Below are 22517 nucleotides of genomic sequence, written 5' to 3' on the forward strand. Positions count from 1 at the left end.
AACGCCCACCAGGTGTGATGGGCGTTGCTTTTATATCTGGTAATTCAATTTATTTTGCAGCAAGCGCCTCTGCTCCACCCACGATCTCGAGAATCTCTTTCGTGATGGCCGCCTGACGCGTCCTGTTGTAGGTAAGCTTCAGTTCTTTCAGCAGTTCGCCGGCGTTTTCTGTCGCTTTGTCCATGGCAGTCATTCGGGCACCGTGCTCGGAAGCATTCGACTCCAGCACCGCTTTGTATACCTGAATCTTAAGCGACTTAGGTATAAGCTCTTCAATGATCTGCTCTTTTGATGGCTCAAAGGTATAGTCAGACACCATGCTGTTGGCAGTTTCCTCCACTGGCTTATCTTCAATAGGCAAAAACTGCTCCGTACGCACAATCTGCGTAGCCACGTTCTTGAACTCGTTGTAGATAATATCCACCTGATCGAACTCACGGGCAACGAAACCATCCATGGCACGCTCCGCTGCAACGCGAACGGTGTCAAAGGAGAGGTTTGCGAAAGTACCGGTATAGTCACCGATCACTTTATAACCGCGCTTGCTCAAAGCCTCAGCACCTTTACGTCCAATTGTCAGGAAGGTAAGGTTACCGGCCTCATACTGGCTGCGGTATTTGCCCTGTGCCAGTACATTGGCGGCTTTAATGATGTTTGAGTTAAAAGCACCTGCTAGACCACGATCAGATGTTACCGCGATCACAAGTACTCTGTTCGCTTCACGCTTTTCAGAGTATTTGTTCGACACAGAACCCTCTGTCAACTGAGACAGGTTGGCCAGGATGCCACTCAGACGCTGCGCATAAGGGCGCATACGCAGAATGTTGTCCTGAGCACGTCTCAACTTAGCAGCCGCCACCATTTTCATGGCTTTGGTAATCTGCTGCGTAGACGATACAGATGTAATGCGGCCTCTAACCTCTTTTAAACTTGCCATATTCTATATGTTATGAGCATAAAGTTAGAGACCGCCTTTGTCAGCAGTCTCTAACTCATAACTAAATATTACTTTTTGTAACGGGCAGAAAGCTCTCTGGCTACCTGCTTGATAACACCTGTCGTCTCGTCGTCCAGCTTACCGGCCAACAGAGCGTTCAGGGTGTCCTGGTGCTGGGCACGCATGGTGCGCAGGAAGTCTTTCTCGAAAGTTCTAACTTCGTTCACAGGCACGTTGTCCAATAGACCGTTTGTAGCGCAGTAGATAATAGCTACCTGCTCAGAAACTGATACCGGAGAGAATTGTGGCTGCTTCAGGATCTCGAGGTTACGACGACCACGCTCAATTGTCAGCTTAGTCGCAGCATCCAGGTCAGAACCGAATTTCGCAAACGCTTCCAGTTCACGGAACTGCGCCTGATCCAGCTTCAACGTACCAGATACTTTCTTCATCGCCTTGATCTGAGCGTTACCACCCACACGCGATACAGAGATACCTACGTTGATCGCAGGACGGATACCTGAGTTGAAAAGGTTCGTTTCCAGGAAGATCTGACCGTCTGTAATCGAAATTACGTTCGTTGGGATATAGGCAGAAACGTCACCAGCCTGCGTCTCGATGATTGGAAGAGCAGTCAAAGAGCCGCCACCTTTCACGAGGTGCTTGATAGACTCTGGCAAGTCGTTCATGTTACGAGCGATCTCGTCAGAAGCGTTCACCTTAGCGGCACGCTCCAGAAGGCGAGAGTGCAGGTAGAATACGTCACCAGGATAAGCTTCACGCCCTGGAGGACGACGCAGCAGCAGAGACACTTCGCGGTAAGCAACAGCCTGCTTGGAAAGGTCGTCATAAACAACCAGTGCAGGACGGCCGGTATCGCGGAAGAACTCACCGATAGCAGCACCTGTAAATGGAGCAAAGAACTGCATTGGAGCTGGATCAGAAGCAGAAGCCGAAACAACTACTGTGTAATCCATCGCGCCACCTTCAGTCAATGACTTCACTACCTGGGCTACTGTAGATGCTTTCTGACCTACGGCTACATATATACAGAACACTGGTTGTCCTTTTTCGAAGAACTCGCGCTGGTTCAGGATAGTGTCAATCGCAACAGCAGACTTACCTGTCTGACGGTCACCGATGATCAGCTCACGCTGTCCACGGCCGATCGGAATCATGGAGTCAATCGCCTTGATACCAGTCTGCATTGGTTCGTTTACCGGCTGACGGAATACCACACCTGGTGCTTTACGCTCCAGTGGCATGTCGTACAGTTCGCCTGCAACAGGACCTCTACCGTCGATTGGCTGACCCAGTGTGTTTACCACACGGCCGATGATGCCATCACCTACTTTTACAGAGGCAATACGGTTCGTTCTTCTTACAGTGGCGCCTTCTTTAATTTCGCTGTAGTCGCCAAGCATTACGGCACCTACGTTGTCTTCTTCCAGGTTCAGAACAAGCGCCTGAAGTCCGTTCTCAAACTCTAATAGCTCACCAGACTGTGCTTTGGAAAGGCCATAGATACGAGCGACACCGTCACCCACTTGCAGTACTGTACCTACTTCTTCCAATTCTGCCTCAGAACGGAAGCCAGATAGCTGCTCTCTTAGTATGGCTGATACTTCGTCAGGTCTTACTTCTGCCATGATTATAATTTATTGATATAGGGGTTGTCTTTAAATTTATTTCTCAGCTTGTTCAGGTTATACTTCACAGAGCTGTCAATCTGCTGATCGCCCACACGGAGCACGAAGCCACCGATCAGGGTTGTATCAATCTTTTCTTCTAATTCTACGCGCTGACCTGTCTGGGCTACCAGGCGCTGGCCAAGTTCGTTGCGAAGTTCTTCTGTAAGCGGCACTGCAGTGGTTACGCTGGCTGTTGTGATGCCTTTGTACACATTGTACTGCTTCGTAAACTCAGGAGCAATAAACACAAGCACCGACTCACGGCCTTTTTGGGCCACGATCTTAAAGAAAGCCAGGGTAAGGTCGTTTACTTTGCCTTTGAACACCGCATTGATTACGGCCAGTTTCTTGTCTGACTTCACTACTGGGTTACGCATCAGGAGCTTCAGTTCTCTGTTCTGGTCAAGCACCTTGGCGAACAAATCCATGTCCTCCTTCACTTGCTCCAGCACACCTCTTTCCTGCGCCAGTTCAATCAGTGACTTTGCGTATCTCGAAGCAATTCTAATTTCTGACATATTGCTTTATTATGGCCTCTTTGCTATTTGTGCAGCCTGGCTATGTTGATACGATTAGTTAAGCGTTACTTCGTTGATGTAATCCTTGGCAAGCTCGTGCTGTGCCTGTGGGTTACTCAGTTCTTTGCGCAGAATGCGCTCAGCGATGTCCACTGAAAGAACGGCAGCCATGTTCTTCACTTCCGTGATAGCGGCACGTTTCTCATTTTCGATAGACTCACGCGCCTGTGCGATCATACGGGCACCTTCTTCATTTGCTTTCTGTCTTGCTGTCTCTACCAAAGCGTTACCAGCATCAGAAGCTTCTTTCAGGATCTTGTCACGCTCCATACGGGCTTCGGCCAGCAGTTTCTCGTTCTCAGCCTTCAGACCCTGCATCTCAAGCTTTGCTTTTTCAGCAGCGCTCAGTGCGTTTTCAATAGAAGTCTCACGCTCGTTCAGCGCATTCATGATAGGCTTCCAGGCGAACTTGGAAAGCAGGAACAGCACGATGATGAAAGTCACCGTCTGCCAGAAAATTAAACCTATACCTGGGGTTACTAATTCCATTGTGTATGAATTTGAATAATTAGGTTTTAATCAGTTCACCGGCTTTTAACCGGCAGTGCTTTTAACTATTTAACTATTTTTAATCTCTCTGTCCGGACCATACGTCCGGACGAGAGACCAAATACAAAGGATATTAGCCTTTGAAAGAGATTAGCAAGCAAACTACCACACCGAAAAGTGCAACACCTTCGATAAGGGCAGCCGCGATAATCATAGCAGTCTGGATTTTACCACCAGCTTCTGGCTGACGCGCGATAGACTCCATGGCAGAGCCACCGATTCTACCGATACCCAAACCAGCGCCAAGGGCAACCAGACCAGCACCGATACCGGCACCCATGATAGCCAAACCGAAGTCGGTTGTAGCTGCTACTGCTTGAAGCAAAATTGCTAACATAATTATAGTTATATATAGTTAAAAAATAAAAAACAGATTAATGTGCGCCATCTCCGTGACCGTGGTCACCTACATGATCGTGCTCTTCTACCGCTCCACCAAAATACATCGCTGAAAGCAAAGTGAAGATGTACGCCTGCAGCAGTGCCACGAACAATTCCAGGAAGAACATGAAGATTGCGAAGGCCACGCTTAGTGGTGCAACAAATATGCTCTCGAAGATGAAGATCAGGCTGAACAGCGACAGGATGATAATGTGACCTGCCGTGATGTTAGCAAAAAGACGAACCATCAACGAGAACGGCTTTGTCAGAATACCGATCAATTCCACAGGAATCATGATCGGAGCAAGCCAGGTAGGCACACCAGGTGTAGCAAATATGTGCGACCAGTAGCTCTTATTACCACTGAACACTGTAATCAACAGGGTCATAGTAGCCAACACCAGCGTTACCGCGATATTGCCTGTCAGGTTGGCGCCACCCGGCATCAGACCAAGCAGGTTGTTGAACCAGATAAAGAAGAAGATCGTCAGCAGGTATGGCATGTAGCGCTCATACTTAGGACCAATGTTCGCCTTAGCTATTTCGTCACGAATAAAGATGATGATCGGCTCAAAGAAAGACTGTATACCTTTAGGAGCTCTGCCTTTACCCTTTGCGTAGCTACCGGCAATTACAAAGAACACCACTAATAACAGGGCCACACTAATGAAAAGAGAGGCAACGTTCTTGGTGATAGAGAAGTCCAGAAGAGAAGACTGATTAGCAGCCTGCTGGCCACTGGCATCCGCACGGTAGATGTGGCCGTGGCTCAGCATGTAGCCTTCGTAAGGTACCACTGCGTGATTTTCGTCATAGAAGTTACTGGATGAAAACACCTTTGGAGTACCGTTATCGATCAGGATAACAGGAAGGTATAGCGTTACACCATCGGCAAAATGCCAGGTATAATCATCTGCGATGTGATGGGTGATCATATCGCCTGGCTTAAACTCGCCGCCTTCCGCTGCAGCCTCTACCTGGGCAGAGATCGTCAAGAAGGAAAACAGTAAAATAAATAACTTCTTCATTAAGAGAGATTTAAAAGCAAAGTTAAAATCCACAAAAGCTATTTCTAGTCTTGCTTTTTCAATTGCGGTGCGAAGTTAGTTATTAAGCTGTAGATTTCAAACCCGGTAAATAGAAAATATAACGCGAAGAAGTTGAAAACGAACTGCAGCTCATTTTCGGAGTACATGTATATGTAAACAAATATAACGGCGATGCTGAGGATCATCCGGAAGCCCATCGAGCCAAAGTAGTACAGCTGAAAGTTATCCGGGTCATAGCCCACGCCTAACCGCGACACATAAAAGGCCAAGGCCGTAACAAGGACCATAAAACCTAAAATATACCAGACTAGCGGGTGAAGGAGCGCCGTGCTAGTATAGAAAGAGAGAAGGCCAATGCCGATGCTCACAACACCTGTGAAAATGAGGAGGTTTTTAAAGAATTTCAATGCGGTTACTTTTTATTTAAGGATACTATTACCAACACCATAGAGGCCACCACTGCCAAAACTAGCAGCACGATCGTCATCCAGGGGTTCTCATTGCCCATGCGCTCGTCCAGCGCCGAACCGCCCCAGGCGGCCAGCACCATCGCCCCGATCATCTGAAAGGCCAACCCTGAGTACTTCAGGTAGCCTTTAAAAGAGTCTTCGCCCTTTGGCTTTTGTTCGTCTGGCTGTGACATGCGTTGGGTTGTTTTTCAATGATTTACAAAATTACACTTTTTTCATGGGGTTCTGTGCAATTCTACTTTAATTAGCCAGCTTTTCGGAGCGTTTCCGACGCCTTCTGAGGCCTGAAACCATTTCTTATTTTCTATAGTTCAATAGCGGACTTTAGGCTTTATCCCTAAACCCTTACATAATTGGCATATTATTGTATTTTTGTAGATGGTTTTCAGCTTGCGCGCCGTTTCAGCTTGGATACTTTCAGGTATAGCCAGGCCGTTATCATAAGATAAGCGCAGGGCGGGCCAATTATGCTGCACACAATTGATACTTTGAGCAAAAACTCACTATACCTTCTCTTCGTACTAGCCTGCCTATTACTGGCGGGTTGTTCTGCTGAGCGCAACAATCCGCTCAGCAAAGCCTATCATAACACTACGGCTCGTTACAATGGCTATTTTTTAGCGAAAGAGAAATTGGATGCCATCGAGAAGAGCATACAGGACCAAACCGTTTACGATTACAACCGGCCCCTGCCCATCTTTCCACCCATCGACTCTGCTACTTATAAAGCACACGCCGCCGACCTGGAGGATGTCATCAAAAAGGCCTCTTTCCCAATTCAGTACCACCCCAACAGCAAATGGATAGACGATAGCTACCTGGTCATAGGCAAGGTGCGCTTTTATGAACTTAACTTCCCGGAGGCTGCCCAGACGTTCCGCTATGTGAACTCCACAGGCAAAGACCGCCACGTGAAACATGAGGCGCTGGTGTGGCTGATGCGCTCTTTCCTGAAACTGGGGGAGATAGACAATGCCTGGCAGGTGTCAGAGTTTTTGCGAAAAGAGCGCCTGAACCGCGACAATGCCCGAGAGCTATACCTGGCCCGCGCCGAGTATTACCTCATGCAGGGCGATACCGCCGCCGTGATCGAGAACCTGGACCTGTCACTGCCGAACTTTACGGAGCGGGATGACCAGTCGCGCGTTCGTTTCTCGCTGGCCCGCCTGTACCAGGATCGAGGCCAGAGCAAAGAGGCCTACCAGCAATACAGCCGCATCCTGCGCCGCAATCCGCCTTACGACCTGGGTTTCTTCAGCCGGCTATACCTTGGCCAGGTATCGGAACTGGACGATGCGCAGGACCTGAACCGCATTGCGGGCTACTACCAGAAAATGCTGCGGGATGAGAAAAACGCCGAGTACCGCGACAAGATTTATTACGAAATGGCTGTGTTTGAGCGCCGCCAGCAGCACTACGACAAAGCCCTGCAGAACATTGAGGAGTCTCTGAAAACGCCGGGCACTATACCTAACCAGAAAGCCTATACCTACCTGCTGGCCGGGGAGATCTATTTCGAGAACCTGAACAAGTACGACCTGGCACAGGCCTATTATGACAGCGCCGTGCAGGTATACCCACAGCAGGCCCTGGAATATGAACAGGTGCTCGAGCGCCGCAACGTGCTGGCCGATTTCACGAAGCAATACAACACGATCCAACTGCAGGACAGTCTGCAACAGCTGGCTGCTATGAGCGAGGGCGAGCGTCTGACTTTTGTGCAAAATATTGTGCAGCAAGAAGAGGAAGCACGCTTGCAGGAGCAGGCCAAACAACTGGAGCAGGAAAAGCAGCGCAAAGCCCGTCGTTCTCAGGAGCAACAAGCAGCCGTTACGGTTGGAGGTCGTAATAACCCGGATGCTGCTGCAGCCGGAGGCAATAACACGGGAGGTGTATTCTACTTCGATAACCCGGCGGCCATGGCCACAGCCCGCTCCGAATTCGTGAGACGCTGGGGCGACCGTCCGCTGCAGGACAACTGGCGACTCCTGAGCCGTGGCGAGACTGTGGGAGGCCAGGAAGAAGTGGTAGCAATGGAAGCCCCCGCCGACACTGCAGCAGCGGAAACCGATGAAACACGTTCTGCTCGTCTGCAGGCTCAGGTCGAAACCTACCTGCAAAATATCCCGACCACAACACTGGCTCTGCAGCAATCCGAGAAACTGCTGGAGGACGCCATGTTCCGCCTGGGTAACATCTACTCACAAAAGCTCAACTCACCGGAAGATGCAACTGCTACTTACGAAAAGTTCCTGCAGCGATTCCCGCAATCCGAGCATGCCGCTGAGGCGCACTATAGTCTATACCTGATCTACAGCCGGGCAGGCAGCGAGCAGAAAGACACATATTACACCAGGATCAAACAGCAATTCCCGAATACGATCTATGCCAAGTTGGTAGACGACCCGAATTATATGAGTCAGAATGCACTTGACAACATCAAAGCGCACACACTCTATGACTCAGCTTTTGCGCAGTATGAATCCGGAGAATATCAGCAGGCGACAACTTTACTCACAGAACTGAGCCAGGTATACCCGCTCAACGATATACCTGACAAAGTGGCTTTCCTGCATGTGATGATCACTGCCCGTTCTGAAAGACCGGAATTGCTGCAGCAGCAACTACTGGCCTTTAAGCAGCAGCATCCTTCCAGTCCGTTGGCTCCTCGCGCCGACGAGTTGCTGAAGCGCTACCAGGACCTCGAGAGCAAACAACAGCTCCGTCAGGAAGCACCTGCGCCGCCCACGGCACAAAAACTGGACGAGCGTACGCCGGAGCAACGGGTCAGTAACAGCATTGCCCTGGCATCGGCACGTGGCCAAAACACGAGACCGTTACAGCCGCGCCCGCTTAACCTGAATCCTATACCTGATTCTACCACTATACTTCAGGATACGACAAGCGCAGCCCAGATTGGCACACCTTTGGATACAACAGGTATAGCACAGGACACAGCAAGCGCTCAGGCATCAAAAGTACAGCCTCTTGCCGCTGACCCGCAGGCTTATACCAGTGCTCCTGATTCAGCTTACTACTTTGTGATGCTATACCCTACGGAACATGCTGCTTTCAAAGAAATCGGGGCAAAGTATGAGAAGTATAATAACACGTATTTCCGAAATCAAAAGCTCGCTGTGGAGCAGCAGCCATTTGATGGCAACAGGGGAATATTGCTGCTACGGGCTTTCCCTAACATGAAAGAAGCTCAGGCTTATAACATAAAACAAAAAGCGCCGCAATCCCCGATAGGCAAAATTCGAGGCGTAGAATTCATTACCTTTGCAATATCATCCGGAAACTGGCAGAAGTTGCTTCAGAAGAAGGATATAGAAGAATATCTGAATTACTTCAGAACGAATAATTAACATGGCAACAACCACCCGCCCCAAACCAAAAACGGTATTCCCTAAGATCATTTCCACACTCTGGCTGCTCTTCCTGAGTGGTTTGGCTGTGTTCATACTTTACATTTATGCGGTCAGCGTCAATTTCCTGAACCTGTTCGGGGACCTACCGAACATGCGTACGCTCGAGAACCCGAAAAGCGCCCTTTCTTCGGTGCTTTACTCTGCCGATAACAAGGAACTTGGCAAGTATTTCCGCGAGAACCGTACCCCGATTGAGTTCACAGATCTGCCCGACAACTTTGTGCATGCCCTGATGGCAACAGAGGATATTCGATTTGAAGAGCACTCAGGTATAGACCCAGAGGCGATGGCACGTGTGGCCGGCTCCCTGATGATCGGTAGTTCAAAAGGAGGTGGCAGTACCATTACGCAGCAGTTGGCCAAAAACCTGTTCCGTACCCGTGGCGAGGAGCTGAACAACGGCTACCTCAACGACAAGCCGGGTTTCCGTACGCTGATCCACAAAACAAAAGAGTGGATCATGGCCGTGAAGCTGGAGCAGTCCTATACCAAGCAGGAGATCATGACCATGTACCTGAACATCTTTGAGTTCGGTAGCAACGCCTTTGGCCTGCAGTCCGCGTCGAAGACTTTTTTTGGCAAGGATGTTCCCGACCTGGAGGTACAGGAATCGGCTGTGCTGGTAGGTTTGTTTAAGAACCCGAACTACTATAGCCCGAAATTCAAGCCTGAGAACTCGAAGCATCGCCGCAATGTGGTGCTCTCGCAGATGGTAAAGTACGGTTACATGACGCAGGCTGAATACGACAACCTGAAAGACACGGATATCGAATTAAAGTACCGCGTTGAAAACCAAAACATCGGCCTGGCACCTTATTTCCGTACCGAAGCCAGTAAGTTTCTGCTGAAATGGTGCCGCGAGAATGGCTACGACCTGTATGCTGACGGACTTAAGATCTTTACCACCATCGACTCACGCATGCAGCGCTATGCCGAGCAGGCAGTAGAAGAGCACATGAAGGATCGCCAGAAAGAATTCTTCTTGCACTGGAAAGGCCGCAATCCATGGATCGACCGCCAGGGCAAGGAAATCCCGAATTACCTGCAAACCGCTATTAAGCGTACCGATCGCTACCGCAACCTGAACAGGCAATTTGACGGCAACCAGGATTCTATCAACTACTACCTGAACAAGAAGGTCCCGATGACCATCTTTACCTACGATGGTGAGAAGGAAGTAGAGATGAGTCCGCTTGACTCACTCAAGCATTACAAACACTACCTGCAAACCGGTTTTATGGCCATGGAGCCGCAAACAGGTCATATCAAGGCTTGGGTGGGTGGCATCAATTACAAGCATTTCAAGTACGACCACGTGAAACAGGGTGCCCGCCAGCCGGGTTCTGTTTTCAAGCCTTTCCTGTACACAGCAGCTATCGAAAATGGCTACTACCCATGCTACGAAACACTCGATACGCAGGTATGTATACCTTTAGGTGACGGTACCATGTGGTGCCCGAACAACGCCGATAATAAATTCTCCGGCGAGAAATTCACGCTGCGCAATGCGATGGCAAAGTCTATTAACTCGATCTCTGCGTTCCTGGTGAACAAGCTTGGAGCTGAAACACTGGTTAAAACGGCCAAGCGCATGGGTATCACTACACCGCTGGAGGCAAATCCTTCGCTTGCACTGGGTGTAAACGACGTGACTTTGTTTGATATGGTGGGTGCTTACGGTACTTACGTGAACAGCGGTACCTGGATAGAGCCGAACTTCATTACCCGTATCGAAGACAAGCATGGCAATGTGCTGCACGAGTTTGTGCCAAAAACAGTGGATGCGCTCAGCGAAGAAACTGCCTACATGATGGTGCATATGCTTAAAGCCGCTGCTGAGCCGGGAGGAACCGCCTACTATGGCCTGCGCCACCGCAACGGACTCAAAAACGAGATCGGAGGTAAAACAGGTACCACTCAAAATTACTCTGATGCCTGGTTCATGGGTATAACTCCGGACCTGGTGGCAGGCGCCTGGGTTGGCGGCGACGACCGTTCTATTCACTTCCGTACCATTGCGCTTGGTCAGGGTAATAAACTGGCGATGCCTATTTATGGTAACTTCCTGCAAAAGGTATACGCCGACAAATCACTGGAAAGATCAAAAGATCCATTCCCTAAACCTTCTACGCCTTTATCGGTAGAATTAGATTGCGCTAAGTATAACAACGGCATGCCGGTAGACTCTTCTCAGCAAGATGAGTTTTACCAGGTTCCTGCCCCGATCGACTTAGATGCTTTCTAATGAGAATTAAGCATGGCTGCAAACGAGAAGCTGCGGGAGAAGATTTCCCATTTACCACATAAACCGGGCATTTATAAGTTTTTTGATGACGAGGGCATCATCTATGTAGGCAAAGCGATTGATATCAGGAAGCGTGTCAGCTCCTATTTCAATCGCTCTGCCCAGCATAATAAAAAAACGCTTAAGCTTATCTCCAGGATAAAGGATATCGAGTTCACGATTGTGGACACGGAGGCTGATGCTTTTTTGCTCGAGAATAACCTGATCAAACAGTACCAGCCCAAGTACAATATCCTGCTCAAAGACGGAAAGACGTACCCCTACATCTGTATTGTGAACGAGCGTTTTCCGCGTGTCATCAGCACGCGGAATAAGATCAATGACGGTTCCCGCTACTTTGGTCCTTACCCAAGTGGCACGACCATGCACATCGTACTGGATCTTATCCGGACGCTATACCCTTTGCGTACCTGCACTTATAACCTGTCGCCGGAAAACATTTCGGCTGGCAAGTTTAAGGTATGCCTGGAGTATCACATCGGCAACTGCAAAGGTCCATGCGAGGATCTGATCGACGAGACAACTTATAACCAGTACATTTCTCAGATCAGAAACATTCTGTCAGGAAACCTGGCCATCGCTAAGACTTATTTCAAAGAACGCATGGCCGAGGCGGCGGCGGATTATCAATATGAGCAGGCACACCGCTACAAGCAGAAGCTTGATCTACTGGAAGACTACCAGGCTAAGTCAACCGTAGTAAGCAACACGCTTTCGAACATCGATGTCTTTTCGATCACCTCGAATGAGAAGTGCGCCTTTGTGAACTACCTCAAAGTTATGAACGGCTCTATCATTCAAACCCAATCATTAGAGCTACACAAGAAGCTGGATGAAAGTGATGAAGAGCTGCTTGCTACTGTCATCGTGCAGCTGCGGCATGAGTTCGAGAGTACCTCCCGTGAGATTATCACCAACATTGAACTCACCCTACCACTGGATAACATCACCATTACACAGCCTCAGATAGGCGATAAGCGCAAGCTCCTGAACCTTTCGCTGAAGAATGTCATGTACTTGCGCAAAGAGAGGGAAGGCCGACAGGAGCAGAATAAAGGCCTAAGCGAGCAACGTGAAGTTCGCGTGTTAGAGACGTTGAAAAAGGACCTTCGGCTAACAGAGCTGCCTCGCCAGATCGAATGCTTCGACAACTCCAACTTTCAGGGGGATAATCCGGTTGCATCAATGGTGTGCTTTAAAAACGGCAAGCCAAGCAAAAAGGACTACCGCCACTTTCATATCAAGTCTGTCGTTGGTCCCAATGACTTTGAGTCAATGTACGAGATTGTCACCCGTCGTTACAAGCGACTTATAGATGAGAACCAACCTCTTCCCCAACTGATCATTATTGATGGAGGCAAGGGCCAGCTAAGCTTTGCCGTGAAGGCGCTGAAGGACCTCAATCTTTGGGGTAAGATAGCGATTGTAGGTATAGCCAAGCGGCTGGAAGAAATCTTTTACCCAGGTGATAAATTGCCGCTTTACATTGATAAGAAGTCAGAGTCCCTTAAACTGATTCAGCGCCTGCGTAACGAAGCACACCGTTTTGCTATCACCTTCCACCGTTCCCGCCGTGATGCTGGTACTCTAAAGACTGAATTGACTGATGTGAAAGGTATTGGACCTACCACTGCTGATGCGCTTCTTCAGAAATATAGGTCCGTAAAGAAGCTCAAAGAACTCTCTCTGGCAGAATTAGCAGAGGAAGTAGGCCAACGCAAAGCGCATATCCTTTTCGATTATTTTCATAAGGTTGAAGGAGCGCCTTAGTTCGGGGCTTCTGCTTTCTTATACTTTCAAACAGAATTGCCTTCGAACAGTATCGATGTCAGTTCCTTGATCTGCTCTTATTCTGCCTCCTTTTCATTTGCTATCTGGAAATTTATACGCAGATAATATATAGCTTTAGCCTATCTTATACCTGATGCCAGCAGAATAGCTATACCTTACTTCCAGGAGTAATTACCTGGTCATGGCTTGGCCTAAAACAAAAAAGGGGGAAATCTTTTCAGATCTCCCCCTTTCTTATGATTGTCTTGCAATTAGTAGCTCCACAGGCTGTACTCGTACTCGATCAACGCTTCTAGCGCTTCTTGAGCGGCTAACAGGCCTTTTTTACCACCACCATAGATATCACCCAGTGCTCTGTCGTTCGGGTTAGATATTTTGGTAATGTAAGAGCTGAACAGCCAAAGATCGAATGCATCAGCCAGATTCTTGTGCTGAGCATCGTTCTGCGCGTTGTACCAGATAGCAGTTTCAGGGTTGTTTCTGAATACTTTCACCAGATCGCTCATTTTAAAGCTACCTACTGTCTGCTCAAAACCCAGTGGGTTAAGTGTAGCAGGCACTTTAATGCTGATCGTCTGAATGTCGTGGTACATACGGGAACGCTTCTTATCAAATACTACGTTCTCTTTCAGCTCCAGCAGGTATAGCTGCTTTGCAAAAAATTCATTGCTTACGGGAGCTGCATCTTGCGTAGCAGTTGTACCAAGGGCAGCACCCCAGGCATCCTCTTCTTCCTCTTCCTGACCAAAACCAGCTGCGATTTCCTCCTCTGTCAAACCACCGCCCATATCTTTGCCGGTCATGTTTGCGATGAATTCCTCTCTGGATAAAGGTACATTTACAGAGTCTGTCTTATAGGCCACCAGTTCGCCGCTTTTTACAGCGTCGATCAAAACTTTGGTGATCTCTCTGTTTTCAGAAAACAAGGGTCTGTTTTGCTTTTCGCGCAAGTCGATCTTACGCCAAACCGTTTTCTTAAACAATACATCAGACTCCGGAATAGGTCTTGCTGATGGATTACTGGACTGCGTGGTAGACACTTGCTGTGCTACTGCTCCGTAAGAGAGCATCATACCAGCTGCTACACCTATTACTTTGATAAGTTTCATACTCCTGTAAGCTTCTAATCTTAATTAGTTAAGTGGGATAGTGAAGATACCGTCGCCTGTAGGTTTCGCATCAACTGGCGCTCCCTGGTAGTTCAAACGCTTCACTTGCAATACCTCGATGGTTACGCGGTCACCTTTTCCAGCTTTTGCTGCAAAACGGGACAAGTCACCAGTTGGGCTCGAAAACTCAGCCTGATCTACCGGGTTTGAACCTCTAACCAGGAATGCTCTCCACTTCGTTACTCTATAACGTGCTTCTTGTGGCAAAAATTGCTTGAAGCCTTCGTCAGCGATCGCCTGTATCTCAACCGATCTGATACCTTGAGCCGGTAAACCTCTCTTCTGGTCTACTGGTCTGCCATTCACTACAGTCTGCAAAGACGGTCTTGGTACCGGGCGAACTTTGAATGTTTCAGAACCGATTGCATTACCACCGCTGCTTACGTTAAGCTTCACTTCAGTAGTAGTTGGGATAATGGTTACCTGACCTTTCTTAGCACCTTTGATGGCAGAACCACCAGAAGCAGAGAAGCTCGGATCATATACAGCACCCAATGCAGGAACCTGTACATTCAGTTCGTTCGCACAACCCAGGTATAGCGCCTGAACTGCAGCTGACTGCACCTGGATAACTGGCTTCGCTACGATATACTCTTCTGTTACGTCTAGTACTTCCTGCTCACCGTTTTTGTCGATGATCACCTGACCTTTCCAAGTCTGCTTAGAGTTACCGTCAGCGTCGTAGTTGTTTGCTGCAGCAGTGAATTCAATCTGGCCTTTACCGTCTACTACATTGATCGGCTTACCCTGGAACGTCATCTTTGGCGTGATCGCGTCAGATGAGGCAGCAATAAACATATCAGCTTTATACTTAGTACCGGCAGCTACTGTCTTAGACTCAGCTCGTGCCATCGCGAAGATCTTTTCGAACTTGATGATGTCAGCACCAACTTTTTGCGCCAGGTTCTGCAGAGCATCTGCCTCGTACTTCAGTACTTCGGCTTCTTTCTGAGAAAGAGTTGCAAGCGCTGCCACCAGTGGGGTAGCTTCAAAGTTCAGCTGAGCAAAGTCTTTGTTACGCTGAGCGCGGTCTTTGGCAGCCATTGGGTCAGTCTTTCCGTCACGAGCCAGGATGTCCGGCATGTTTTGGTTGTACTGCTTCATAAACTTTGCATAGTTGTTCAAACGCTGCTCCAGCTCATAAGCCGCACCGTTTTTAGCACTTGCAGGCCCAATCATGGTAATAGCTACCAGATCCTCGGCACTAGGGTTTGCATATCCGGTTTTCTCTTCGTTCTCACCCCCTGTTTTTTCAATCAGTGTGTTACGAAGACCACGGATATACTCTACCAGCTCACCTGTCTCTTTTCTAACAGCATTGGCACTCTCCAAAACAGTTTTGTCCTTGTCTCGGTTACCGCCTTCGCTGACCTTGGATTTAATATTCGTTACAACTCCGCTGTTATCCTTTAAAGTTTTATCGTTGACGTCTTTGAGACTTTCATCAATAAACTGAAACTTTAACAGGATAGCAGAGTTCACTTGCAGGGCGAGAAGTGCGGTCAGTACAAGGTACATCATACCGATCATCTTCTGCCGTGGTGTCTCTTTTCCTCCAGCCATTTTCTACTTAGTTACTGTTGTTTTCTTGTTGATTTAGGAAATGCGCAATTAACCTTTCATGGCTGTCAGCATGTTACCGTACACTGTGTTCAGTGAGTGTAGGTTATGCGTCAGTTTAGAAACTTCCTGCTTGAACTGCTCCGTGTCTTTGCTGGCGTCAGTCAGGTTTTCCATGGCCATGCTCAGGTTTCCGTAGAACTTGTTCATTGCTTTCAGGTGAGTGTTGGCATCCTGAAGCTCCATTTCGTAAACAGCATTTAAAGCACCTAAGTTTCTTGTCATGCTCTGTACTTGGGTATGATACTCTTGTGTATCGTTAGCGGCAACTGCCATTTGAGACAGTGCATCTGCTGTTGTAGCATAAGCCTGTGTAATGCGGCCCAGCTCGTCACCAGCAGCTTTCACACGTACACCATACTCATTAGTAGCAGCTGTAGCCTGGCTCAAGTCAGCCATTTGTGCTGCAGTTTCGCTCAGTCTGTTCAGGCCCATGCCCAGTGTGTTGATGGTAGCTGGCGTAATGTCAGCGTCACGCATCATTTTGTCAAGTTCCTTTGTAACGGAAGTGTTGTTGTTCGACGCTGTTGTTGGGATAAGCGCCTCGCCAGTGTAGTCATCGGCCAGTTGTGGGTATACTCTTGCCCAATCCGGATCGTGTGGCTGTGGCTGGAACGCACTCAGCGCGAAGATAACGGCCTCTGTACCAAGACCTACGATCAGCATGATGTCGGCACCTGCCCAGTGCTGAATTTTAAACAATGCTCCGATAATTACGACTGCGGCACCAAGACCATAGATTTTGGGCATCAACACGTCGTACAAGAAACTGCGACCTCTAGCTTTGCTCATTTTGTTTTCAAAAATTAAATGTGAACGATTGGGTATTAAATTGTTAAGTTTTCAACTTTTAGAACACTTCGGTGGACTATCTGAACTCTCTTCCTGAAGAGCGTCCCAGGTAGATCATCGCGTTGCGGAAACCGATGTATGACCTGGCTGAGTCCTGATATTCGAAGTTACGGGTACCAGTTTCGAGGAAGTATGCAATATCTTTCCAGGAGCCGCCTCTCACTACTTTGCGAGGCTCGTTGTCATCATAGTAAACAGGGTTCAAGTCCCAGGTAATCGGAACAGTAGCATCAGCGTAGGCATCTTCGCACCACTCAGATACGTTACCGGCCATGTCGTACAGGCCAAAGTCGTTCGGGAAGAACTGGGCTACAGGAGCCGTGTAGGTAAAGCCATCGCTGTAGTAGTCACCACGGCCCGGCTTAAAGTTAGCCAGCAGACAGCCTTTGGCGTTACGCAGGTATGGACCACCCCAAGGGTAGGTTGACATATCGCGGCCCCCTCTCGCTGCGTACTCCCACTCTGCCTCAGAAGGCAGACGGAATTGCGGCATTGGCGCCATGCCGTTATCGGCATTGGCCTGGTTCTTATGCTTCGTTCTCCAGTCTGAGAAATACTTGGCTGCAAACCAGTTTACACCCACCACCGGATATTCATCAAATGCAGGGTGAGAGAAATAGTATTCCATCAAGGGATCACCCATGTGGTAAGTGAAGTCGCGTACCCAAACGGTCGTGTCAGGGTATAGGCTTGTCATCACGAAGTCTTCGCCCAGAACATCGATCGAGTCATTGACCATTACCTCGATAAACTGACGGTATTCGTTGTTGGTAATCTCGGTTTCGTCCATATAGAAGCCACCAATTGTCACCTGCTTGTTCAGGTTCGCCATAGTTGCCGCTATATCCTGATCTGCCTGACCCATGTGGAAAGTTCCGCCCGGAGCGGCGATCATGCCGTAGGGTACAGCCTGTGGATTGTAGTCTGGTCGATCCTCTGCGCCCACTAGGTCGCCTTGCGGTCCTCTTCTTAACCCACAACTCGCAAGCAGTACCACCGCCAAAGCGAAGGAAGACAGCTTTAATAGTTTGTTCATGATGACTTTGGAAAAAGTAAATTTTTTAGCAATTATTAATGCACACTATTTCTGGTGTAGCAAATATATTGAGAATTAGAAATAAAACAAAAACAATTGAAATTCTCACTTATTAATAATTTTCAAACGGTACAATATCAAGAATATTATACCATATACAATTTATTTTAACTGTATTTTTTCAAGAATACAGCTTTTCAGCGATAAATACAATATCCTGAATATTTATTTTGTGAAATTATAGCGAGGGGTTCGCACTGGAGGCCTGAACCGAACAACTGGCTCAGGTAATCGGTAGGAGACCATCACTTCGTGTGATGTTGGGGCCTTGGCCTCTTTATTAAATGTTGTGAGATCTAATGCATATCCTACCCGCAGCGCGTTGTCCTGCAACATCGCTATACCCACAAGCGCACTAACAGCTTCCTGATGCCGAAAATTCAATCCGCCCCAATATTTTTCATCAAATGTTATACGGGCGCCTGCATCAAACGAAAATGTCTCTGTATCATGCTTTAAGAGGGCTGTTGGAGTAAGCACTAATTGGTTGGTGAGCGGCAAATGGTAGCCACCTGTCAGGTATAGGTGGTTCTCGCCTACAACGCGGCCACCTCCTGTGTTATCCACGTTCATAAACTGGTAGCTTGAACCCAGCAAATTGGTCACGCCGCCTCCTGCATAGAACTGCTCGGACTCATACCAAACCCCTGCCCCCATGTCGAATTTAGAGTCGGAACTGTTGAAGGGAATGTTCGGGTCGCCCTCATCGATAAAACGGTAGCTGCCCTTTCTTATATTATTTATATTGCCCTGCAGGCCGATGCCCAACTTGCCTTCGCCCACATTCAGGTGGAAAGAGTAAGAAATGGCCGCCTGTTGTATACGGGTGTTGGCGATCTGGTCCTGCATGAGGGTTATACCTAAACCGCCCTTTAAAAGGCGTACTGGGGTGTGCGCTGTCAGGAGTAGTGTGCGCGGCGAACCACCATCGTCAAACGAGGCATCGTAGTTCAGCCACTGGTAGCGGTAGATAGATTGTATTTCCGGGCGGTTGGTTATACCTGCGTAAGCCGGGCTGATATACATGCCGTTGAATCCGTAATGTGTAAATTGAGGTTGTTGCTGCGCCCAGGAGTTCAGGTGGCAGATTAACAACAACAAAACGACAGGTATAATCTTTTTCATAGAATGTTGCAGCCAAGCAAACGTTAACTGGACGTTAAAGAGCCAGAGTTGAACCAAATATATATATTAAACAGTAAAACGCAAAAGCAAGCAGATGGTTGATTCTACTTGCTTTTGCGTTTTACTGTTTTACCCGACCTTTAAATAGGTTCGCTTATTTCTTCTGGTTCTGTATGTATACCTCTATGGCTCCCGTCATGGAAGGGGCGTTTGGCATTGGCGCTTCTATGTCGAGTTCCAAACCGGCATCGCGTACCGCTTTGGCTGTGGTTGGGCCAAAAGCCGCTATGCGGGTGTTGTTCTGCTTGAAGTTAGGAAAGTTGATAAACAGCGAGCTTATACCTGAGGGGCTGAAAAAAGCAATGCAGTCGTAGGTCACATCGTCCAGGTCCGACAGGTCGGCTTCTACTGTTTTGTAAATGATAGCCTCCGTGTGTTTGATCTTATTCGTTTTCAGGAAACCCGGAATATCGTCTTTGCGGATGTTGGAGCAAGGGTACAGGAAAGTTTCGTTCTTGTGCTTCTTGATCACCTCAAACAAATCCTTGGCTGTTTTCTCGCCTACAAACAACTTACGCTTGCGCAGGGTGATGTATTTCTGCAGGTAATAGGCCGTCTGGTCCGAAATACAGAAGTACTTCATGTCAGCCGGCATCTCTATTTTACTTTCCTGGCAAATTCTGAAAAAGTGGTCCACGGCGTTGCGGCTGGTGAAGATCACGGCCGTGTGCGAGAGGATGTCCACTTTGTCTTTGCGGAACTCTTTGAAGGAAACAGGTTCTACCTCGATAAACGCCCTGAAATCCACCTTAATCCCGTACTTGTCTGCTATAGAGAGATAGGGAGAGTTGTCGGTAGTAGGCTGTGGTTGCGTCACGAGAATGCTCCTGATCGGAATTTTATGTCTTTCAGGATTTGCCCAAGCCTTTTCTTTGCTTTCAGCCATAGAGTATGGAAGTCTGTTTATTATATATTAGCCGCCTGCCGAAACCGTCGATTTTGTGTTTTTAAAAGTTAAACACGATAAACTTCAGCATGATGGTCAACGGAATCACTTCTGTGGCGCAAAGGTAAGAAAATAAATGCAAATTTATCACAGATGTCTGCTTATTTACTGTCACAAACACACGAATAACCGTGATTACCAGCAGCAAAAGGACCGCCATGCTCGAAACTGTGAGTACGGCATCGGGGGCTACGTGGTTAAGCGACAGGTATAGCAGCATAACCACTGGTAGAAAGAGGCCCAGAAACAACAGAGAACGCAGAAACTCACTGAATTGGACCTGCACAATCTGCTCTAATCCGAAAATATAACCCATCACTTTCAGGAAAAAGTACTTTAGCAGGACGACCGCGAAGATCAGGAAGGTATAGAACAGGATCTTGGTCGTTATATCGGCCTCTGACACCGGAAACAGGCGGTTGAAAATGCGTACATGCTGCACATTGGTATGGATGGCCGCAATCAGCAAGGCCATGGACATGGAAAAGGCGATGATAAAGAGCATGCCGGACCAGGTGCTGAGCGGTTTTGCCAGGATGCCTTCGTCCAGCGACCGGGTGCGCCAGAAGGATTGCACCCCAAACACCGCCTGAAAGTCGGAGGGGAACGTGGTTTTCAACCCGCCATACAGCAGCCCGATCAGCAGCGTGAAAATGATGAACGCATTCTGGTTCACGTACTCGCGCAATCGTACCGAGAAGCTCCCCTGCATGGTTTCGCTGTCGGGTCGCTCTGTCTGCACCCGGTTGCGGAAAGAACCTATGTTGGGGTGCTGCGACGGATGCCATACCGACAGCAGGTAACGCCCGTTCACCGGCTTCACCCGATTGTTCCACGTGGCCAGGTCGAAGGTATAGGTAGAAGTAGAGTCTGCCGTGAAGATGAGCTGATTGTTCAGGAAAAGACACAAGTCTTTCTGGGCTGTAAATTCAATCACAAAAGGCTTGGCAGGCGCCATGGTCACCCATTGATGTACCGCACTGTAGCCGCCGTGCAGGGTCGCAGCATAAGGCACCAGGTCACTGGAGCCGGCATCGTATACCTGCCAGTTACCATTCAGGGTGTTCTTCTGCTCCAGTGGCAGCACCTGTGCCTGTAGCGGCCAGGTTAGCACTAAAAGCAGTAGCATCAGCCCGAAGCTATACCTTATGCGGTTTGTGAAATTCACGGTCAGGGTGAAAAATTTGAGAAGCTATACCTTAAGAATGCAGCACACCCTGCATCTGCAGCATGCTGATATCGATGAGATGCTCATCAGTGATTGAGTCAGGCACGAAAACAAAGCGCTTGTCATAGATCTTGCCATCGATGTAGTAGCTTACCCAGTACTCGTTGTTGAGCTTGAAAACTGATGGATCAATTACTTCCACCTGCACAAAGCTTTTGGCCTTCACACGCTCAAACATGTGCCGCAGCACCGATGTTTTTACCTCTTCGTCCTTTATGATGCCATAGCCTTTGGATGTGACAAACACATTTTCGAGGGCCTCACTATTGTTGTTGATCAGGTATACGTTCCAGATGCGCTCCTCCGGCGACTCGCCCGTGAAAGCAATGGCCACGGCCACACCCTGCACCGGGGTAAAATCTATGTCCTTCTTCATTTAATCTTTTGTAATGCTTGCCTCAAAAAGGGTAGCCAGGTGGCTCAGGAGTTTTTCTTCTACTTCTGCCATCGGCAATTCGCGGCCCAGCTCTTTTGCCAGCGACGTTACCTGCTTATCAGTAATGCCGCAGGGCACGATGTTATTAAAATAGTCTAAGTCGGTGTTGATGTTGAAGGCGAAACCGTGCATAGTCACCCAGCGGCTGCACTTCACGCCCATAGCGCAGATCTTGCGCGGATTCTTCTGCTCCACATGGTCCAGCCATACGCCGGTGAGGCCAGATATACGACCGGCTTCTATACCATAATCTTTCAAGGTCAGGATGATCCCCTCTTCCAGAAAACGCAGGTACTTATGTATGTCGGTAAAGAAGTGGTCCAGGTCCAGAATCGGGTAGCCTACGATTTGTCCTGGGCCGTGGTAGGTGATGTCGCCGCCACGGTTGATCTTGTAGAAAGTAGCCCCTTTGGCTTTGAGCCCCTCTTCGTTGATGAGCAAGTTGGACTCATGGCCGCTTTTGCCCAAGGTATAGACGTGCGGGTGCGAGCAGAAAAGCAGGTAGTTTGGCGTCACCTCCTGCGCTTCGGGTGCAGCATTTCGGTTGCGGGACTTCATATCCAGTATACCTGTAAAGAGCTTGTCCTGATAATCCCAGGCCTCTTTGTAATCGATCAGCCCCAGGTGCTCAAATTGTATGGTCTTGTTCTGTGACACGTCTTTTCTCCCTTCTCTCAAGGTATAGCTCAGGGCTAGCTACAATACCAACCGATACTCTATACCTCTAGTTTTCAACAAAGATACGGTCGCTTGCGGGCATACGCAAACAACTACTCCGGCTGCCGTAATAAAACCAGCGGCCG

The 22517-nt window shown here is 48.5% G+C and carries 20 protein-coding genes; 3 read left to right on the forward strand and 17 right to left on the reverse strand.

Annotated elements, in window-relative coordinates; genetic code table 11:
* Window positions 1-49 precede the first annotated feature (49 nt).
* The 8 genes from atpG to AC4QZR_RS18860 form a co-directional block, all read right to left on the reverse strand.
* Window positions 50-937 (reverse strand): ATP synthase F1 subunit gamma, encoded by an 888-nt coding sequence (atpG, locus tag AC4QZR_RS18825; protein WP_253401831.1) that lies wholly within the window; start codon window positions 935-937, stop codon window positions 50-52.
* A gap of 68 nt (window positions 938-1005) precedes the next feature.
* Window positions 1006-2586 (reverse strand): F0F1 ATP synthase subunit alpha, encoded by a 1581-nt coding sequence (atpA, locus tag AC4QZR_RS18830; protein ID WP_253401829.1) that lies wholly within the window; start codon window positions 2584-2586, stop codon window positions 1006-1008.
* Between the two features lie 2 nt (window positions 2587-2588).
* Window positions 2589-3146: an ATP synthase F1 subunit delta gene (gene atpH, locus AC4QZR_RS18835; RefSeq protein WP_220627318.1), complete on the reverse strand. Its 558-nt coding sequence runs from the start codon at window positions 3144-3146 to the stop codon at window positions 2589-2591.
* A 54-nt stretch (window positions 3147-3200) separates the two neighbouring features.
* The gene (locus AC4QZR_RS18840; RefSeq protein ID WP_494482304.1) at window positions 3201-3695 is read right to left on the reverse strand and encodes a F0F1 ATP synthase subunit B; all 495 of its coding nucleotides are present in this window, start codon (window positions 3693-3695) and stop codon (window positions 3201-3203) included.
* A 133-nt stretch (window positions 3696-3828) separates the two neighbouring features.
* Window positions 3829-4092 (reverse strand): ATP synthase F0 subunit C, encoded by a 264-nt coding sequence (atpE, locus tag AC4QZR_RS18845; RefSeq protein WP_007653345.1) that lies wholly within the window; start codon window positions 4090-4092, stop codon window positions 3829-3831.
* A 37-nt stretch (window positions 4093-4129) separates the two neighbouring features.
* Window positions 4130-5164 carry a F0F1 ATP synthase subunit A gene (atpB, locus tag AC4QZR_RS18850; protein ID WP_494482305.1) on the reverse strand — a complete coding sequence of 345 codons (1035 nt, stop codon included), beginning with the start codon at window positions 5162-5164 and terminating at the stop codon, window positions 4130-4132.
* A 44-nt stretch (window positions 5165-5208) separates the two neighbouring features.
* A complete protein-coding gene (locus AC4QZR_RS18855; protein WP_494482306.1) occupies window positions 5209-5592 on the reverse strand; it encodes a hypothetical protein in 384 nt (127 codons plus the stop codon).
* A gap of 5 nt (window positions 5593-5597) precedes the next feature.
* Entirely contained in the window at window positions 5598-5828 is a 231-nt protein-coding gene (locus AC4QZR_RS18860; protein WP_253401823.1) for an AtpZ/AtpI family protein, read from the reverse strand.
* Window positions 5829-6143: 315 nt separating this feature from the next.
* On the opposite strand from AC4QZR_RS18860, the gene porW reads away from it, so the two are divergent.
* From porW to uvrC, 3 genes are read left to right on the forward strand one after another with little or no spacing between them, the layout of a single operon-like run.
* Window positions 6144-9023 (forward strand): type IX secretion system periplasmic lipoprotein PorW/SprE, encoded by a 2880-nt coding sequence (porW, locus tag AC4QZR_RS18865; RefSeq protein WP_494482307.1) that lies wholly within the window; start codon window positions 6144-6146, stop codon window positions 9021-9023.
* A 1-nt stretch (window position 9024) separates the two neighbouring features.
* Window positions 9025-11331, forward strand: a complete 2307-nt coding sequence (locus AC4QZR_RS18870; protein ID WP_494482308.1) for a penicillin-binding protein 1A — start codon at window positions 9025-9027, stop codon at window positions 11329-11331.
* Between the two features lie 12 nt (window positions 11332-11343).
* Window positions 11344-13161: an excinuclease ABC subunit UvrC gene (gene uvrC, locus AC4QZR_RS18875; protein ID WP_494482309.1), complete on the forward strand. Its 1818-nt coding sequence runs from the start codon at window positions 11344-11346 to the stop codon at window positions 13159-13161.
* Window positions 13162-13433: 272 nt separating this feature from the next.
* Here uvrC and porN read toward each other — a convergent pair whose 3' ends face one another.
* The 9 genes from porN to lipB form a co-directional block, all read right to left on the reverse strand.
* Window positions 13434-14291, reverse strand: a complete 858-nt coding sequence (gene porN / locus AC4QZR_RS18880; protein ID WP_253401814.1) for a type IX secretion system ring subunit PorN/GldN — start codon at window positions 14289-14291, stop codon at window positions 13434-13436.
* Between the two features lie 24 nt (window positions 14292-14315).
* Window positions 14316-15914 (reverse strand): type IX secretion system motor protein PorM/GldM, encoded by a 1599-nt coding sequence (gene porM / locus AC4QZR_RS18885; RefSeq protein WP_494482310.1) that lies wholly within the window; start codon window positions 15912-15914, stop codon window positions 14316-14318.
* Window positions 15915-15962: 48 nt separating this feature from the next.
* Window positions 15963-16763, reverse strand: coding sequence for a type IX secretion system motor protein PorL/GldL (gene porL / locus AC4QZR_RS18890; protein WP_253401810.1), 801 nt, complete (start codon window positions 16761-16763; stop codon window positions 15963-15965).
* Window positions 16764-16839: 76 nt separating this feature from the next.
* On the reverse strand, window positions 16840-17859 hold the full coding sequence (porK, locus tag AC4QZR_RS18895; protein ID WP_253401808.1) for a T9SS ring complex lipoprotein PorK/GldK: 1020 nt from the start codon (window positions 17857-17859) through the stop codon (window positions 16840-16842).
* 225 nt (window positions 17860-18084) lie between these two features.
* Window positions 18085-19044 carry a PorP/SprF family type IX secretion system membrane protein gene (locus AC4QZR_RS18900; protein WP_494482311.1) on the reverse strand — a complete coding sequence of 320 codons (960 nt, stop codon included), beginning with the start codon at window positions 19042-19044 and terminating at the stop codon, window positions 18085-18087.
* A gap of 154 nt (window positions 19045-19198) precedes the next feature.
* Window positions 19199-19990, reverse strand: coding sequence for a uroporphyrinogen-III synthase (locus tag AC4QZR_RS18905; RefSeq protein WP_253401804.1), 792 nt, complete (start codon window positions 19988-19990; stop codon window positions 19199-19201).
* Window positions 19991-20051: 61 nt separating this feature from the next.
* Window positions 20052-21218: a DUF4271 domain-containing protein gene (locus tag AC4QZR_RS18910; protein WP_494482312.1), complete on the reverse strand. Its 1167-nt coding sequence runs from the start codon at window positions 21216-21218 to the stop codon at window positions 20052-20054.
* Window positions 21219-21249: 31 nt separating this feature from the next.
* Entirely contained in the window at window positions 21250-21654 is a 405-nt protein-coding gene (locus AC4QZR_RS18915) for a hypothetical protein (RefSeq protein WP_494482313.1), read from the reverse strand.
* Window positions 21655-22371, reverse strand: a complete 717-nt coding sequence (gene lipB, locus AC4QZR_RS18920; RefSeq protein ID WP_494482314.1) for a lipoyl(octanoyl) transferase LipB — start codon at window positions 22369-22371, stop codon at window positions 21655-21657.
* Between the last annotated feature and the right edge of the window lie 146 nt (window positions 22372-22517).

Source organism: Pontibacter sp. YIM B11418 (assembly GCF_059278805.1).